General features: G+C 32.2%; 20 protein-coding genes. All 20 read right to left on the bottom strand.

The window, feature by feature from the left end:
- Positions 1-20 precede the first annotated feature (20 nt).
- Genes NNL09_RS02945 through hutH form a run of 20 tightly spaced genes read right to left on the bottom strand, consistent with a single transcriptional unit; the run spans position 21 to position 16,986 of the window.
- The gene (locus NNL09_RS02945; RefSeq protein WP_196909064.1) at positions 21-1,223 is read right to left on the bottom strand and encodes a beta-ketoacyl-[acyl-carrier-protein] synthase family protein; all 1,203 of its coding nucleotides are present in this window, start codon (positions 1,221-1,223) and stop codon (positions 21-23) included.
- A gap of 17 nt (positions 1,224-1,240) precedes the next feature.
- The gene (locus NNL09_RS02940; protein WP_024771985.1) at positions 1,241-1,498 is read right to left on the bottom strand and encodes a phosphopantetheine-binding protein; all 258 of its coding nucleotides are present in this window, start codon (positions 1,496-1,498) and stop codon (positions 1,241-1,243) included.
- 1 nt (position 1,499) lies between these two features.
- Positions 1,500-2,120: a 3-oxoacyl-ACP synthase gene (locus NNL09_RS02935; RefSeq protein ID WP_196909063.1), complete on the bottom strand. Its 621-nt coding sequence runs from the start codon at positions 2,118-2,120 to the stop codon at positions 1,500-1,502.
- A gap of 7 nt (positions 2,121-2,127) precedes the next feature.
- A complete protein-coding gene (locus NNL09_RS02930) occupies positions 2,128-3,189 on the bottom strand; it encodes a methyltransferase (RefSeq protein ID WP_025667402.1) in 1,062 nt (353 codons plus the stop codon).
- Between the two features lie 17 nt (positions 3,190-3,206).
- A complete protein-coding gene (locus NNL09_RS02925) occupies positions 3,207-4,352 on the bottom strand; it encodes a beta-ketoacyl synthase N-terminal-like domain-containing protein (RefSeq protein WP_196909062.1) in 1,146 nt (381 codons plus the stop codon).
- Positions 4,345-4,806: a thioesterase family protein gene (locus tag NNL09_RS02920; RefSeq protein WP_152538381.1), complete on the bottom strand. Its 462-nt coding sequence runs from the start codon at positions 4,804-4,806 to the stop codon at positions 4,345-4,347. The genes NNL09_RS02925 and NNL09_RS02920 overlap by 8 nt, the downstream gene beginning before the upstream one ends.
- Positions 4,784-6,052, bottom strand: a complete 1,269-nt coding sequence (locus NNL09_RS02915; protein WP_196909061.1) for an ABC transporter permease — start codon at positions 6,050-6,052, stop codon at positions 4,784-4,786. Before NNL09_RS02915 ends, NNL09_RS02920 begins: the two co-directional genes overlap by 23 nt.
- Entirely contained in the window at positions 6,045-6,785 is a 741-nt protein-coding gene (locus tag NNL09_RS02910) for an ABC transporter ATP-binding protein (protein WP_196909060.1), read from the bottom strand. Before NNL09_RS02910 ends, NNL09_RS02915 begins: the two co-directional genes overlap by 8 nt.
- A 12-nt stretch (positions 6,786-6,797) precedes the next feature.
- Positions 6,798-7,793 (bottom strand): BtrH N-terminal domain-containing protein, encoded by a 996-nt coding sequence (locus tag NNL09_RS02905; protein WP_025667397.1) that lies wholly within the window; start codon positions 7,791-7,793, stop codon positions 6,798-6,800.
- Positions 7,783-8,190 carry a hypothetical protein gene (locus tag NNL09_RS02900; RefSeq protein WP_025667396.1) on the bottom strand — a complete coding sequence of 136 codons (408 nt, stop codon included), beginning with the start codon at positions 8,188-8,190 and terminating at the stop codon, positions 7,783-7,785. The genes NNL09_RS02905 and NNL09_RS02900 overlap by 11 nt, the downstream gene beginning before the upstream one ends.
- A 7-nt stretch (positions 8,191-8,197) precedes the next feature.
- The gene (locus NNL09_RS02895) at positions 8,198-8,653 is read right to left on the bottom strand and encodes an ABC transporter permease (protein ID WP_025667395.1); all 456 of its coding nucleotides are present in this window, start codon (positions 8,651-8,653) and stop codon (positions 8,198-8,200) included.
- On the bottom strand, positions 8,653-9,084 hold the full coding sequence (locus NNL09_RS02890; RefSeq protein ID WP_025667394.1) for a hypothetical protein: 432 nt from the start codon (positions 9,082-9,084) through the stop codon (positions 8,653-8,655). The genes NNL09_RS02895 and NNL09_RS02890 overlap by 1 nt, the downstream gene beginning before the upstream one ends.
- 1 nt (position 9,085) lies before the next feature.
- The gene (locus NNL09_RS02885; RefSeq protein WP_025667393.1) at positions 9,086-10,222 is read right to left on the bottom strand and encodes a beta-ketoacyl-ACP synthase III; all 1,137 of its coding nucleotides are present in this window, start codon (positions 10,220-10,222) and stop codon (positions 9,086-9,088) included.
- A complete protein-coding gene (locus NNL09_RS02880) occupies positions 10,222-11,151 on the bottom strand; it encodes a dialkylrecorsinol condensing enzyme DarA (RefSeq protein WP_196909059.1) in 930 nt (309 codons plus the stop codon). Before NNL09_RS02880 ends, NNL09_RS02885 begins: the two co-directional genes overlap by 1 nt.
- Complete coding sequence (locus NNL09_RS02875) at positions 11,148-12,038, bottom strand: lipid A biosynthesis acyltransferase (protein ID WP_196909058.1); 891 nt, start codon at positions 12,036-12,038, stop codon at positions 11,148-11,150. Before NNL09_RS02875 ends, NNL09_RS02880 begins: the two co-directional genes overlap by 4 nt.
- Before the next feature lie 6 nt (positions 12,039-12,044).
- Positions 12,045-12,293, bottom strand: a complete 249-nt coding sequence (locus NNL09_RS02870) for a phosphopantetheine-binding protein (RefSeq protein WP_024771999.1) — start codon at positions 12,291-12,293, stop codon at positions 12,045-12,047.
- Between the two features lie 3 nt (positions 12,294-12,296).
- The gene (locus tag NNL09_RS02865) at positions 12,297-13,520 is read right to left on the bottom strand and encodes a beta-ketoacyl synthase (protein WP_025667390.1); all 1,224 of its coding nucleotides are present in this window, start codon (positions 13,518-13,520) and stop codon (positions 12,297-12,299) included.
- Between the two features lie 15 nt (positions 13,521-13,535).
- Positions 13,536-14,267, bottom strand: coding sequence for a 3-oxoacyl-ACP reductase FabG (fabG, locus tag NNL09_RS02860; RefSeq protein ID WP_109098371.1), 732 nt, complete (start codon positions 14,265-14,267; stop codon positions 13,536-13,538).
- A 56-nt stretch (positions 14,268-14,323) separates the two neighbouring features.
- Positions 14,324-15,451, bottom strand: coding sequence for a WG repeat-containing protein (locus NNL09_RS02855; protein WP_196909057.1), 1,128 nt, complete (start codon positions 15,449-15,451; stop codon positions 14,324-14,326).
- A complete protein-coding gene (hutH, locus tag NNL09_RS02850; protein WP_196909056.1) occupies positions 15,451-16,986 on the bottom strand; it encodes a histidine ammonia-lyase in 1,536 nt (511 codons plus the stop codon). Before hutH ends, NNL09_RS02855 begins: the two co-directional genes overlap by 1 nt.
- Positions 16,987-17,009: the final 23 nt, after the last annotated feature.

The raw sequence follows: 17,009 nt of genomic DNA, 5'->3' as shown, positions 1-17,009 counted from the left end.
CCTCTTTGTTTACAATTTTGTTATTGTTCTTTTGAAAAAATTATCGTAGAACAATTACCTCCAAAACCTAAGGAATTAGACAACACCGTGTGCAATTCTTTTTCTTTGAGTTCTAATTGTGGTGTAATATCAAACTCTTTCATCTGAGTTTTAAAATTGAGATTAGGATAAATGATATTATGTTGAAGCGCTAATACCGCATAAACAGCTTCGATAGCTCCTGCAGCCGCCAAGGTGTGTCCTGTGTATGCTTTTGTAGAACTAAAATCGGGAATTTCTTCACCAAAAACTCTTAGAATAGCACGTCCTTCAGATAAATCATTATTTCCCGTTGCTGTCCCGTGCGCATTAATGTAATCAATATCATTTGCTGTGTATGCTGCAACTTTTAAAGCTTTTTGCATTGCCAAAGTTGCTCCATCTCCATTTTCTGAAGATGCAGTTTGATGATAGGCATCATTTGCATTGCCATATCCTTTAACATATCCCAGTACTTCTTTTTTTTCTGCAGCAATAACTTTATCAGATTCTAATACTAAGAAAGCCGCAGCTTCACCTAGATTAAGTCCTTTTCTATTTTCATCAAAAGGAGTGTTATACGTGTCAGATAAGATCATTAAAGTTTTAAACCCGTTAATGGTAAACTTAGACAAACAATCAGAACCACCCACAATAACCCTGTCTAGTTTTCCCGACTTAATCAATCGGGCACCAAGCATTATAGCATTTGCAGCAGAAGAACAAGCTGTACTTATTGTAGTTACCAGGCTTTTTTCGATCCCTAACTGTTCTGCAATTTTTTGAGTAGAATCTCCGGCATGGTGGCCTTCGATATATTTTTGAGTGCTTTTATTTTCAAGATAATCATAATAATACGTTTCTGTCATATCCATCCCACCAACACTGGTTGCCGAAACTAATCCTGTTTTAAAGGCATTGATATCAGAAATTCTAGCATCTTGTATTGCCTGCTTAGCAGCAATAGCACCTAATAAAGCCGTTCTTGAGTAATTGTTATCAGGAGTTAGACCCAATTGTTGTTCTAACTCCAGATTTGTAGATGCAATTTCACCAACCATGATATCATCTTTATGAATGGTATTAATTTTAGAAACTCTAGAAATTCCTTTTTTACCATTAATAAGTGATTGGTAATTTTCTGCAACATTGTTTCCGATAGCAGAAATTATTCCCATTCCGGTTATAGCAACACCTTTACTCATTTAAATATAAATAAAATTTATTTTGTTCTATGTTCAGAAATGTATTTTGCCATTACTTCTATAGATGCAAAAATTTCACGTCCTTCTTTAGGGTCGGTTAATTTAATACCGTAGTTTTTATCTAACATTACAATTAATTCTAATGCATCAATTGAGTCTAAACCTAAACCATCACCAAAAAGAATATCGTCATCAGCAATATCTTCAACAGCAATATCTTCAAGATTTAATTGCTCAATAATGTTTTCCTTTAGTTCTTGTTTTAAAACCTCCATATTATGTATTATATAAATTTACTATATTTTGTTTAGTATGTATTGTGGTTCCTTCTCTAGAAACCAGATATAAAAATGCGTCATATGCTACTCCATCAAATTCTACCCAACCACAAAGTGCTTCATTAGCTTTGTTTGCTGATAATAGACTATTGGTATAGTCTGATAAATATTCGGCATTAAAGCTGTCAAAGATAAAAAAACTATTTTCAGAATGAAGTTTATATCTTATACTAATCTCACCAATACAGATATTGGGTAATGTATAAACAAAAACAGCAGGACTTGGATAGTAATTGTCTTTATTTTGGATAGATTCCTGATGTTTTTCATCGGTATCTAAACTAGATGATTTATTTGAAAATACAATAGCAATGTTATTTTCGTCTTCTATATTTAATTTTTCTTCTTGCAGGATAAGATCTGATGCCAAAAAAGCAAGCTTACTTAATCCATCCATTTTAAAGAATTTAGGATATTTAGTATCAAAACTTCTGTACGCTGCTTTTATAAATTCTAAAAATTCTAAAGTATCATTATCGTTGTATATAACGGTTCCGTTTAAAGAAACTTTATTGTCTTTTATATGACAGAATGATTTTATGTAAAATTCAGACTCCATTAATCGACTACTTTTTTTTACAGACAAATATGGTATGGTATTCTCCTACAGCCAAATCTTCTTTTATTGTTAATCCAGCTTCGTTTACCAATTCGATTAATTCGGTAGCTTTATACATTTTACTATTTCCATTTGCCAGCACCGTAAAATACAATGATGTGGCTTCTAGAATAAATTTAGCATTATCAAATTTTTGCCTGTCTGTATATGTTTCCATAATTAATAGCTCGGTGTTATCATCCATAGATTTGACACAAACTTTTAATATTTTTAGGATTTCATCTTTAGAAAAACAATCTAAAAACTGACACATCCATATGGTATCTGCTCCGGTTGGGATTTTTGGATTTTCAGATAGCCAGTCTATTTCATGGCCAGTGACACGGTTTTCAAATTGATTATTTTTTACAGCAGCAAGCGCTTTTTTTAATTGACCAGGTAGATCAATCATTTTTATCGATACATCATCATTATAGTTACAACAGCTAATAGCAAATTTTCCTGTGTTTGCACCAATATCAAATATCAATTTTGGTTTTTTTCTGAAGACTATTTCTAATGCATCCTGAAATATATCATCAGAATAATGATGATCGAACTCAAACCAGGATTTTTGTATTTCTGGATCTAATTGTGATAGACCTTCATATATGGTGTCCCAATTTCCTAATTCTTTTAACCCTTCGGGTTTCCCTTCTTTAATAGAATCGTTTAAATGATATAATCCTTTATAGCAAACATCATTAGTGAAGTTGATATTAACATCAACCGTTTTGTTATAATTTAAAAAATAACCAATATTAGTTAATTCATAAGTGTCATTCTCATTTTTACTAACAATATTAGAGCTTTCGGCAATTTCTAATAAAACACCAATACCATAATTGCTAATAGATAATTCTTTAGAAATATCCTCTAATGTGATTCCTCCTTTTTTCCTTCTATCAAAAATAAGATCTAAAACCCCAAGCTTTCTTAATGAAATTGTTGCTTGAAAAACGAAAGGTGCAAAAGCTATTTTTTGTGCTTCCTGAATTGCGTCTATAGCTTTTATAGTTTGAACTGACATACGTTTATAAATATAAGTTATTTTATTTTTTGGAATACAACTGCTGTATTACAGCCTCCAAATCCAGAGGCGGTTTTTAGGAAAATATCTAATTGTTTTGGGGTGGTTTTTGTAATAATATTTAAAGGCTTTGAGGTACCGGGTTCTTTAAAACCTAATGAGGTGTATAGCGTATTCTTTTGCAATGAATACATTCCTACAATAGTTTCAACTAATCCCGAGGCTCCCAATGTATGACCAAAATAGCCTTTTAAACTATTTAAAGGTACTTTACCTAAATTAAGCCTGTTAAATGCAATTGATTCTGTTTCATCATTAAATAGTGTTGCTGTTCCATGGGCCGAAATGTAATCAATGTCGGTATGAGTAACATTCCCTTCTTTAAAAGCAGATTGTACACTTCGATACAAACCTTCACCAGTTCGGGAAGGTCCAGAAATATGATTCGCATCGTTACACGAGCCTTCACCCAAAATAACAACGGCTTCTTTTGATAATCTTTTTTTAGTATTAGTAATTAAAATACTGGCAGCAACTTCTCCGATATTAACCCCTTTTCTATCTTTATCATAAGGCTTACAAGGCTCATCACTTAGTGCTTGAAACGAATTGAAACCGGTTACTATAAATTCACTTACCATATCTCCGCTAACAATAAAAACATCATCATAGGTGCCATGGTTAATATAGCGTTTTGCAATGGCAATAGATAAGATTCCGGAAACACATGCATTAGAAACAACAATAGCATCATTTTTAAAACCTAAAGTTTCTTTAATTACTTTTCCTAGAGTGCTTAAATAAGCTCGCTCTTTTTGAAATCCATTGTTTTTATTTAAGACATCGATATTGCCTTTGGTTGTAGATATGATAAGTCCAACACGATTTGTTAAGGGGGTTTTAGATGCTTTGATAACCTGGCTTAATGAAGAAATCATCATCTGTTCTAAACGGGTGAACTGCCCTTCATTATTTAATTGCTTAAAACTAGCAGCTAAATCTTCGGTGTTTATAATTGAAGAATAAAATGGACTGGGTAATAGATTTTTGTCATCAACAAGCCGTAAGCCCGAATTCTCGTTATGAATATTCTGTACAACAGTCTCGCTGTCAAAGCCAAGCGATGATATTATATTATTATATGAAGCGTAAATCTTACTCATCCAATTTTATAAGGCCCTCTTTTTGTTTCCATTTGATAAAGAAAGGTGGAATAGTTAGTGATAAGTCACCATTTCCTATATCTTCAACAAACACTTGTACGGTTTCTCCTGTGCAGACTAATTTATGATTTTGGTTGTAAATTTCATATCTAAAAATCATTTTAGCAGCAGGACTATCTACATAAATTGTTTTTATGGTAGCAATATCTCCGTATCGTAAAGGTAGTTTGTGTTCTGTACTAGATTTTACGATTGGTGTTGCATAACCAAATTTTTTTTGATCTAAATAAGAAATACCATGATGTCTTCCAAAAGCTTCCCTACCATCTTCAAAATATTGAATATAATTACCATGCCAAACAATTCCTAAAGGATCAGTTTCTACAAAACGTACTCTAACCTGACTGGTAAAACTTATTTCTTTGTTATTTTTAGACTGCATTTTTCTTTTCATTATAAACAATAGAAATTAAAGCTGTTATTATAAAAAATAATAAAAGTAATATTATTTCTGGAACAATTTCTATAAAGCTGGCATTTCGCAAAAATACATCATAGAAGGCATTTAAACCCCAATTCATTGGCGAAATATTTGACAACAACTGCATGAATTTTGGCATCACAAAAACAGGTACCCAAACACCTCCTAAAGCAGCTAGAATAACCACAAAAGTTGCTCCAAACGGAGCAGATTGTTCTTGCGTTTTTGCAATGGTTCCTAATAATAATCCTAGTCCTATTGCAGCCAAGCCCGCAAAAAAAGCTACAATAAATAGGTTTACTATTCTTCCGGATACATCTAATGTTGGTAAACCTAGTTTAGGAAATAAAAACACCCCTATGGCTAACATTAAAGTAAATTGTATGAGACAAACAACCAGATATACCGTAGTTTTTCCTCCTAATACTATTGCATAGGATACAGGGTTTGTTCTTAATCGTACAAAAGTTCCCTGGTTTTTTTCTTTTACAATATTTATAGATAGAGGTACTATAATAAAAAAGATAGCAAATAATGTCCAGGCAGGTACATTATGCTGTGCAGAATTCGGAATAATCTCTTTGTCTCCTTGTTTTGGGACTATTTCTTTAAAACTGATAAAATTGTCTGTCTCAAAAATAACCTCGGTATCGTCTTCTGCAACTTGTTCACGAAAAGCTTTGTATATAGATTGTGTTTCTATTTTAGAAATCATTTTATCAATACCATTTTTTACAGAACTTTTAAAAGTTAGTTGAGTTGCAGGGTCAAAATATAGCCTAACCTCTTTGTTTAAAATAGTTTCTTCTGGTTCAACTTCTTTTTCTTCTTCTAGACCAAACTTTGATAAAATACCTTCTACATTCTGATTGATTTTTTTCTCTAAGTCTGATGATAACTTTTCTGGAATGATTATGGCTAGTTGATAATTTCCTTTAAATACCTGATCCCTGGCTTCTTGCTCACTATCTTTTTGAATGACCTGAAAAGTATTGGACTCTGTTAAGCTGCTAATTATAGTTTCAGAAACATGACCACTATCATTATTTACAAGAAGTATTGGGATTTTAGTATCACTAATCGTTTTAAAGCTGCTGTCTTGAATTATTGTTATCGTAATGATTAATACAATTGGCATTACAAATAAAATAGCAATACCTCCAATATCCCTGGTAAGCAATAAAAACTCTTTATATGTAGAAGCCCATAATTTATGCATGATCTCTTAATGCTTTCCCGGTTAAGGCTAAAAATACATCTTCAAGGTTATTTGCATTTTCTTGATTAGAAATTAATTCTTGTGGCTGTCCTTGAGATATTATTTTTCCATGATCTATAATAGCTACTTTGGTACAAAAATCTTCAGCTTCATTTAAATGATGTGATGTATAAATAATCGTAGTTCCTTTTTTATTTAACAGTTGTAAGTATTGGATAATTACATTTTTAGATTGCACATCTACCCCAACAGTTGGTTCGTCTAAAAATAATACTTTGGGTTCGTGTAATATACTAGCGATTAAATTAATACGACGTTTCATTCCTCCAGAAAACGTATTCACTTTTTTATTCGCAAACTTTGATAAACCCAATGTTTCAATGGCCTGACTTATTTTAGATTTTAGTAGCTGCCCTTTTAAACCATACATACTGCCAAAATACTTAAGATTTTCACTAGCAGTCAACGAAGGGTATAAAGCATATTCTTGTGGTACGATACCAATTAGTTGTTTTAATTGATTAGGGTTTTTATACGTTAAACCGTCTATAGTAAATGATCCTGATGTAGGTTTTATTAAAGAGCATAACAACGAAATTAGTGTAGTTTTTCCGGCTCCATTTGGACCAAGTAATCCAAAAATTTCTTTTTCATCGATAAACAAATCTAAATCTGATACAGAATATGCATCTGCACCTTTATATTTTTTAGATAATTGTTCAATTTTAATCATGCTTTTTTGCTGTTAAATCGCTTTCTTTAATTTTTTAAAGAAAACTTCTTCTCGATTTGCTATATCTTCTAGTTGCATGGCAACATCGTTATATGCATCATCTTTTGCGCTTCGGTTTTTATATATACGAGAAGCATCTAAAGCAAAATCCCTCCACGAATCACCAATTGAAGTCATTTCTGTAGACAACTCGATTAATGTATCATTCTTTAATACTTTACCGGCTTCTTGTAAGAATGCAGCATAGATATACCTAAAACCACCGCCTCCGGTTCCTATTTCTTCTTGCATTCTAACCACTTGTCCTAAATAGTGATTGGCCACTTTTGTACCTTTCTTTTTTGGCCATTTGCGAATTAATTTAGCCACCGTTCGAATTCCTTTAACTCCAACTATAGGTACTGGAGCAAGCATTTCTCTACAGGTTTGTTTAATTCCTTTTACTATAGCTTTTTCTAAAGCTAACTCCTTAGGGAAATCGATAGGATAATACATATGTCCTTTGGGAGCAAAAGCACCTTTAGCAAAACGTACTTTTTCTAGCTCTTTTGCTGTTAAAGTTGTAACAGTTTCCATTACTGGATCGCTGATTAGATACGAATCTTCTTTTTTTCCGTAAACAACTAAGTTGTGAGCGTTAAAATGAAAACGATATTCATCAGGAAAATACACTAGATTATATACCCCAACTTGAAGCCCTACAGGATTATTTTTGTTAAGATTTTCATCTAAACGTGCTTTAGCATTCTGAGGGTTTTTAAATTTTTCTCGTTTTATTTTTATGCCGACTCTTTTTGCAAATCGCTTAAAGATAAAGCCAGGCATTGCTCTATAAGTTAGAGCAGGAGCATGATTTACCATCAAAAATGGGATGTAACAAAACAATAAACCAGATCCAATACCAAAGACCATGGGTTCGCTAACATTGAAGCCATTATGTTTCATTAAATTAGACACAACACCATTTTCGCAGTGTGCAGATTGATGATGCGTAAAGTTAATTTCCATGTTCAATGTGTTTTAATTGATCAACTGTGATTTCGAAAACGTCAGCGTATTTTTGTAATTTTTTTTGAGATAGTTTTTGAAACACTTTTGGTTTAAAGTGTCTTTTAACGCGCCATTTCCATAGACCGACATAACTAGCTAAAATAGTAACATCCATTTTATGTAGCTCCATATAATATTCTATAGGGCTTGTCTGGTTATTTAAAACTTTAATTTTAGCTTTTTCTACACGTTCGTTTATTTCCTGTAGCGCATTGTTTAATGCAATGGTCTTAGGAGTCCACCCACTACTACCTGCAGTTGTATACTCTCCATTTTCATTAACAGCATAACATAGTTCTTTAAAATTTGCAGACTTTAAACTACCTTTATCTTGTGGAACTTCACTTTTTTTCATAGTACACCTATTTCATTTCTTGAATAAATAAATTCATTTCACAAGATAATAATTCTTTATCTGCTTCATGAATGGTGCACTCTAATGTACACATGCTATATTGCTCAGTGTCAAATCGGGATTTTAAAACAGCTTTAGAGACTATTGTCTCTCCTACGGTAGGACAACTATACACTTGTACTTTTTTTATTGCGCTAATAAAACCAATAAGTTTTGTGCCTTCACCTTCTAGGTCATCGTCTTCAAAATAACTTTTACCAACGATCGAAGAACAGGTTTGAGCGGCATTCTCTACCATACCAATTTCGTTAAAAATAGTATCGCTAACAAAAATGCAGTCTGATTTTATAGTAAACGAAGTTGCTACATGTTCGTCGTCAATAGATAACACTTTGTCTACCATTAAAAAAGGAGTTCGGTGTGGCAGGAATTTAGCAATATCTAATGTTTTGACTTTATCCATTAACTAGCAATAACTGTTTTCATTTGCCCAGAAGCAATTACTTCTTTTTTGGCGTTAAATACTTCGATTTTAACCATGGTAACTCCCATAAATTCGTGTAAAATTTCGGCCTTGGTAGTTATAGTCTCATTTATTTTTGGAAGATAAAAAACTTCTACTTTTTTTATTGACCCAATATAGCCTGTAGGAGCAGGTTCGTTTTTAAGAAAATAATCGTAACCTGTATGTAATGCCACAGTTTGTGCCATATTTTCTATAATTCCAGGTTCTAAAAATAAATTATCTTTTAAAAAAAGGTTGTTTTCTGTAATTTTAAAAGAGGATGCAACACTTGTCTCTGAAAAACCCAGCAAAGTATCTACCATCTCAAAAGGTTCTTTTTGAGGTATTAAGTGTTTAATATTTCTAATAGGAAATTTTGTGTTTTTCATTTTAGCAAACGGTTAAAAGCGCCACCGAATATGAAAAACGGGAGCTTTCTGGTACAGAAAGTAAAATTTTATTTCCTTTTTTTAATTTTCCAGTATTTACTAATTCTTCTAGCACAATATAAATAGAACCAGCGCCAACATTTCCTACTGTACTTAAATTAATAAACCAATTTTCCCAAGGTATTTCTACACCTCTGTTTTTCATGGCTTCATATAAGTCATCTTTAAAATAGTATGAAGAAATATGTGGTAAATAATATGTTATGTCTTCTGGTTTAATATCATCATGTTTTTCAAATACTTTAACTAAGGTTTCTACAGCCTTTTTTAGAATATTTTCAGATAACAATTTAACATCTTGCTTTATCGCAAATAAAGATTTTTGTGCCCATTCTTCTGATGGGTACTCGCTCCACGGTTTAAGTTCTCCATTTTCTAGTTTGTCTCCTCCTGCATACATGCATGCTTCTATCTCATGTGCATAAGAATAAGCATCCATCCATTCAATCTTTAAAGGAAGATTACCATTAGGTTGATCTTCTAAAAGAAAGGCTCCAGCACCATCAGATAACATCCAACGTAAGAAGTCCTTATTAAAAGCTAGAATTGGTGTTTCTTCTAATTTTTTTAGATGCTCTATTTCGTTTTTAAAAACATCTGATTTCATCCACGAAGATGCTCGTTCAGATCCTGTGCAAACGGCATTAGTATTTTGTCCTGATTTAATTGCTAGATAACCAAATTTTAAAGCACTCATACCAGAGCAACAGGCACCCGAAGGGGAGTTAATTTCTACATTTCCGTTTTTTAAAAACCCATGAACCATTGCAGCATGTGATGGTAGTATTTGATCAGGACTCCCTGTACCACAAGATAATAATTCAATATTTTCTGTAGTAAAACTTTCGTCACACAAAAGCTCTATAGCTTCTTTAGTAAGCTGTGCATTATTGTGTGTTATATTTCCATCATTATCAATTGCATAATATCTGGTTTTTATTTGATTATTTCGTAAAACAATTCTTCGGCCTTTTGATACTTTTCCATCTATGATGCCTAATCTCTCTTCCATCTGATCATTGTCGATTGGGTCGTTAGGTAAAAACTTTGATATTCTGGTAATGTATACGTCTTTCATTAATTATTTTTTGTATCAACAGATGAATAATATTTTTTTTCTCTGCTAATTTTTTTATACATAAAAATATAAGCAGTCAAAAATACAATAAAAACTAGTGGTGCTATAATCCAAATTGCAAATAACAAGTAATAATTAAAAAAAACAAGAAGATTTTTACGCCCTGTCTTACTTGTTTTTCCTTTTTTGTAAGCTAAGTTGGCTAATTTTGAAAATATAATATTGCCTCGCTTGTCTACTAAAACTAAAAATGATTTAATTTTTACTGCACCTAATTGTACCAATTTTTTTTGTAATTCTGAAAAATTACTAGTGAGCAATGCATCTTTTATAGGTGGAGCAAATTTCACTACATTCTTTATATCTTTATCAGAAACCCCTGGTTTAGGAAAAAAACCTAAAAACCGACTTTTTTTTCCTTTAAACATCCAGTGTTTTATGGTTATTACACTTATGTGATTAATGTGTCTATCTGCCAAGACAATGTTTCCTACCAGTTTTGCATTACAAGATGCTAGAAGGATCTTCATTTTTTCTTGTGCCTTAATCCACATATTTCTACATCCAATTACGGTAATCACAGGTGTGTTATCTAGTATTTTTTTTGCACTTTCTGACTTTAAAAAAGAATTAATAGGAATAGAAGGTGTTAGATACCAGACTTGATAGCCAAGTAATACTAAATCATATTTTTGATTTGTTATTTCTGAAGGAATTGGTTTGAATTTTTCTGGTATCTGAAGAAATGCTTCTGGGAAAACACCAAAAAAAGCTTTTCTATTCCACGGAAAAGGGTAAGGTTTTTCCATTTCAATTTTGTGATGGGTTACCTTTATTTCTTCAGAAGAGTCCATAGGGTTAACTATGTTGTTGACAATTTCTGTCAACTGTCCAGACTGCGAATAATGTATAGCTAAAACATGTTTCATTTTACTTGCTTATTTACATTCCAAAAGTCGAAATAGTTAAACCATTGTAATGGATATTTGTCTAACATCCATTTTAAGCTTTCTGTGTATTCTTTTAGTAACTCTTTGGCATCCCTATGTTTTGCTTTAGCTTTTCTGGCATAAAGGTGGTAATGTGTATTCGTTTCTTTCATAACATACACAAAAAGTACAGGTACTTTTAATCTAGAGGCTAGCATAAAAGGCCCAGAAGGGAACTTGGCTTCTTGCCCCAATAAATCTTGCGTTAAATATTTAGAACCTTCAAAATAACGATCTCCTGTAATGCATACAATTTCATTTCTAGCCAAAGCAGCATTAATTTGAAAGATATGAGAAAGATCTTCTTTGATGAAAATAAATTTAATATTAGATTTAGAGGTAACGCTATCAAGGTAATTCTTAATTGCAGTATGTTCTATGTCTGTAGTTAAAAGGCTAATTGCAGCATTTTCTTCTAACTCACCAAAAAAATGTTCAGCAATCTCAAAATTACCAAGATGTGCACTAATAAGAATACCTCCTTTTTTTTCCTTTAGGGTTTCGTTTATGAGTTCTACACCATCAAACTCATAAGTAAATTTGTCTCTAAGGCCTGACGATATCGCTACTTTATCAATAATGGTCTGCCCAAAAACATAATAGCTTTGGAATATTTTTAAAATACTCTTAAATCTAGGGTATTTAAGTCTCTTATTTAAATAGTAATATATAGATCTACTACTAGATAAGGCAAAAAAACAAAAATATGCAGCAACAAAGTATAAAATAAAATAGGCAGAGCCTAAGCCAACTTTTTTAATAAAGAAAACAAATATTTTATACCCAAATACTGTACCTCTGGACTTTCCTTTCCATTCAGTAGTCATATATGTTTATAGCGATTTTATTTTATTCTCTATAAGATCGTAAAAATTTTGAAGTGTTACAACATTTATAAAATCTTCGCCTATTAATTTTACACCAAAATTGGATTCTACAGCTACTACAAGATCAACAAAATCTAAGCTATCTAGCTCAAGAGTCTCTTTTAAGTTTGCTTCTGGAGAAATATTTTCCCCTTCTACTTCAAACTCATCAATAAGAAAGTCGTTTATCTTTTCAATAATAACTTCTTTATCCATATTCTATTTATTAAATTTTTTTATTATTAACGCGGAATTTGTTCCCCCAAATCCAAAAGAATTAGACAAAAATACATCAATTTTTTTATCTAGAGTTTTATTAACCAAATTTAGTTTTGCTGCATCATCATCTGGGTGCTCCAAATTTATATTTGGTGCAATAAAAGAATGTTGCATCATGAGCATAGAATAGATCACTTCACTAGCTCCTGCCATCCAACATTCATGCCCTGTCATAGATTTTGTAGAGCTTACATATGGTCCGTTTTTTCCAAAAACATTATAGATAGCTTTTGCTTCATTGGCATCTCCAACAGGAGTCGAGGTTGCATGTGCATTTACATAATCTATGGCCGATGTTTCAATATCTGCTTGCAGGAGTGCTTTTTTCATAGCTCTAGATGGACCATCAACATTAGGAGTAGAGATATGTTCACCGTTTGAAGAAAAACCATACCCTATAATTTCTCCAAGAATTGTTGCTCCTCTTTTGACTGCTGATTCATAACTTTCTACGATAAGAGTAGCAGATCCACCACTAGGGACCAATCCATCGCGATTAGTATCAAATGGTCGAGAGGCTTTTTCTGGATGTTCTGTATTTGTAGAGAATACTCCTAAACCATCAAAACTTCCCATGGCAAGCTGGTTTATTTCCTGAGCTCCTCCACAAACAATACAGTCTTGTAATCCGCTTTTTATAAACTGATATGCCATTCCGATAGCATGAGAGCCACTGGCACATGCCGCACTAATAGTGAAGTTTATTCCCCTAAGTTTAAAAATTGTAGAGAGATTCATGGTTACAGAGGAGTTCATCCCTCTAAAAATGGCCCCCGAACCTACTAATGTGGTATCTTTTTTTTCTCTGATCTTTTCTACAGATTCAATAACCGATTGTGCAGTACTATCATTCCCGTAAAGAATACCAACTTCATTTTGATCGAGGAAAGATTGATCTATATTTGCATTTTTTAAAGCTTCGAGTGTAGCTATATATGCATATGTTCCTTCTTGCCCTAAACTAATGCGTTGTCTTCGGGAAAGTAATTTATTTAATTCTGGTTCTGCTACCATTCCTGTTAAACAAGAACGATATCCGAATTCTTTTCTTTTTTCATCAAAAACAATTCCAGATGTCCCATTGTATAATGATGTTTTTACTTCTTCCAGGTTTTTACCAATACAAGAATATATACCCATTCCTGTGATTACAACTCTTCTCATATATTCAGAATTAATTTACGAGTAAATTCCGCCGTTTATATTAATCACTTCACCTGTAATATATGAAGCTTTTTTGGAGGCTAAAAACGATACGATATGCGCTACTTCTTCGGCTTCTCCAAATCTATTGGCAGGAATTAACTTTTTAAGTTCTTTTTCATCCAACTCATTGGTCATGTCAGTTCTAATAAACCCCGGAGCAACAGCATTTACTGTGATATTTCTTTTTGCTATTTCTTGTGCCAGAGCCTTTGTAGCCCCGATTATAGCACCTTTAGCGGCAGAATAATTAGTTTGCCCAGCTGTCCCCTTAACTCCAGATACAGAAGCAATATTTATAATTCTACCGTATCTGTTTCGTAATAATTTTTGAATTAAATGATTTGTTACATTATAAAAACCATCAAGAGAGGTGTTAATAACATTTTGCCAATCATTTTGGGTCATCCACATGAATAGGTTATCCTTTGTGATTCCCGCATTATTTATGATGACTTCAATAATAGCGTCTTTATTATTCTCTTGCCAGGTATCTAATTTTGTTTTTACTTGATCAGCATCAACTACATTAAATTGAATAATTTCTGCAGTTCCACCATTGGCTTCTATTTCTGTAAGAGTTTGCTTTGCAGCAGTTTCGTTACTATTGTAATTAATTAATATATGATAATCGGTGTCTTTAGCGAGTTGTACGCAAATTGCTTTTCCAATTCCCCTCGAGCCACCTGTTATTAAAGCACACTTCATTTATTTGTAAGATGTAATAGTTATTTCAATCGATTTTAGATAAAGATTAATAAGTATTAATTAAATAATTCTAAATTTTCAAACCACAAGTTTTTAAGTATTTCTCCTTTAGTGTTTAGATAACACCAAGATTTTTTTTGTTTAACTCTTGCTAAGCCATTTACAAAACCTTTTTGTGCATTTTTTTTGAAAATAGAAAAACCACCAGCAGTAATTTCATATTTTTCTTCTATAACGAGTTCTCCTTTAGTATTTACAAACCCCCAAAGTTTTTTAGTTTTAACAGGTGCTAGTCCATCGGCACTAAATATTTCTGCATCTCTAAATTTAAAAGGAATTACAGTTTCGCCACTAATGTTAATATATCCCCATTTACCATCTTTAAACACAGGTGCTAATCCATTATTAAAAGCTCTTACTTTATCATATGCAGGCTCAACTACCCATTCTCCATTTTTGTTGATAAATCCTATTTTGTCATTTTTTTTGGCATAAGTATATTCTGCATTTACAGAGAAATCCCATATTTTTTGAGCTCCTGATACTTCTTTAAATTCTCCGTTAATAATCAATCCATGACGAAGGCCTTGAGTAGCTACAATTGTATTATGGTAGACATTACTTATACCATCATAGGTTGTTTTTACAAAGTAATTACCAGAAGGATCAATTAATCCCCATTTTTCACCCTCTCTTACTTTTGCATATCCATTTCTAAAATTGAATACTTTCGAAAATTTTGGAGCTACTGTAGTTTCTCCTTTGGTATTGATAAAACCTACTTTATCTTCTTTTCTTACGATAGCAAAACCGTCTTTAAAATCATAAATTTTGTCAGAATCAATATTGGTAAGGACTTTCTCTCCTTTGGTGTTGATGTAAAACCATTCTTTATTTTTTAAAACGACAGCTATACCAGAACTAAAAGCTTTAACTTTATCGAAATTAGGTTCAATAACCCATTCTCCTTTTCTGTTTATAAATCCCCATAGTTTACCTTTTCTCGCAGCAGCTAGATCTTCAGAAAAGTTTTTTGCAACATCTAATGTTGCGGGTATTTGCCAGTCACCTGATTTTGTAAGATAACCAAATTTACCTTCAAATTTTGCTAATGCTAGTTCTTGAGCAGATCCTAGTAACGAACAAAGAGAAATTACAAAAATTAAAAAATGTTTAGTTTTCATCACACTTCTATGTTTTCATTATTAATAATAAAATCTTTTACTTGATTCACATAGGGGTACATAACAACATCTTCTGTAAATATAGGAACTATATTTCGTATGGCATCATACATCTTTTTTGTATTCGTAGAAACTTGATCTTTTACGCCTAAATATTCTATTGCCTGAACAACAGTTATTAGTTCTATCGCAACAACTTCAAAAGCATTTTCTATAACCTTTTTTGTGATCAAAGCAGCATTTGTTCCCATACTTACAATATCTTGATTGTCATTGTTATTGGGGATACTATGCACATACATCGGGTTTGATAGCATTTGGTTTTCTGCTGTAGTAGATGTTGCTGTAAATTGTACTCCTTGCATTCCAAAGTTTAAGCCTAGTTTGGCAAGGTTTACAAAAGGAGGAAGTATGTCATTTAATTTAGAGTTTAACAAATAATTTAATTGACGTTCTGCCAACATCGATAATTTTGTAACTACAATTTTTAACTTATCCATTTCTAAAGAAACATAATCCCCATGAAAATTACCTCCATGATATACGTGTTTTTCTTTAACATCGATAATAGGATTGTCATTAGCAGAGTTAACTTCTTCTATTAGGATCTTTTCAATATTGTTTAAAGTATCTAAAACTGGGCCTAATATTTGAGGAACACAACGTAATGAATAGTATTCCTGAACCTTCTCTTTAAAAACAGTTACTTCAGTTTGATCGGTATATAGATACTCTTCTCTTTTCCTAATTAAAGAACTACTTTCTAAATGCTCTCGCATTTGTTTAGCAATTTGTTGCTGTCCTATATGCTTTTTTGCATGATTTAATTCTTGTGATAAATGATCATCATATGCTTTTACAATTTCATTAATTGCACATGAAGCTGTAATCATCCAGTTTAATAGCCTTCTTGTGTAAATAGTATTTACTAATCCCACCCCAGTCATCACAGATGTACCATTCATTAAGCCAAGTCCTTCTCGTAAAGCAATTGTAATGGGGTTGATATTTTCTTGTTCAAAAACTTCTTTTGTGTTTTTTTGTTCTCCTTCATGAAACACTTCTCCCTCTCCAATAAGAGTTAAGGCCAAATGTGCTAATTGAACCAAATCTCCACTAGCACCAACACCACCATGTTCATAAATAAGAGGAGTAATATTTTTATTGATCAAAGATGTCATAACATCTACAACAGATTTATGCACACCAGAATACCCTAGACAAAGCGTATTTAATCGTGCTAACATTGCTGCTTTTACGTACATGGGAGGAATCGGATTTCCTGTCCCCGAAGCATGACTTCTTATTAAGTTATATTGTAGTTGATTTCTTTCTTTGTCGTTTATTTTGTATTGTGCCATTGGCCCAAAACCAGTATTTACACCGTAAATGATTTTATTTTCAGAAAATTCTTTTAAAAAATTAAAACTTTCTTCTACAGTTGCTAGAACACTTTCGTCTATTGCAATCGATTCTTCTTTAAATATAATGTTGAAAAAGTCCTGTATTTCTATCTTCCCTTTTAGTGTTAGCATCTATATTTTGCTCAAAATTTTAA

Source organism: Aquimarina sp. EL_43 (genome assembly GCF_943422735.1).
Lineage (GTDB): Bacteria > Bacteroidota > Bacteroidia > Flavobacteriales > Flavobacteriaceae > Aquimarina > Aquimarina megaterium.
Note: the sequence above shows the minus strand (reverse complement) of the source record. Positions and strands in the feature narration are given on the sequence as shown.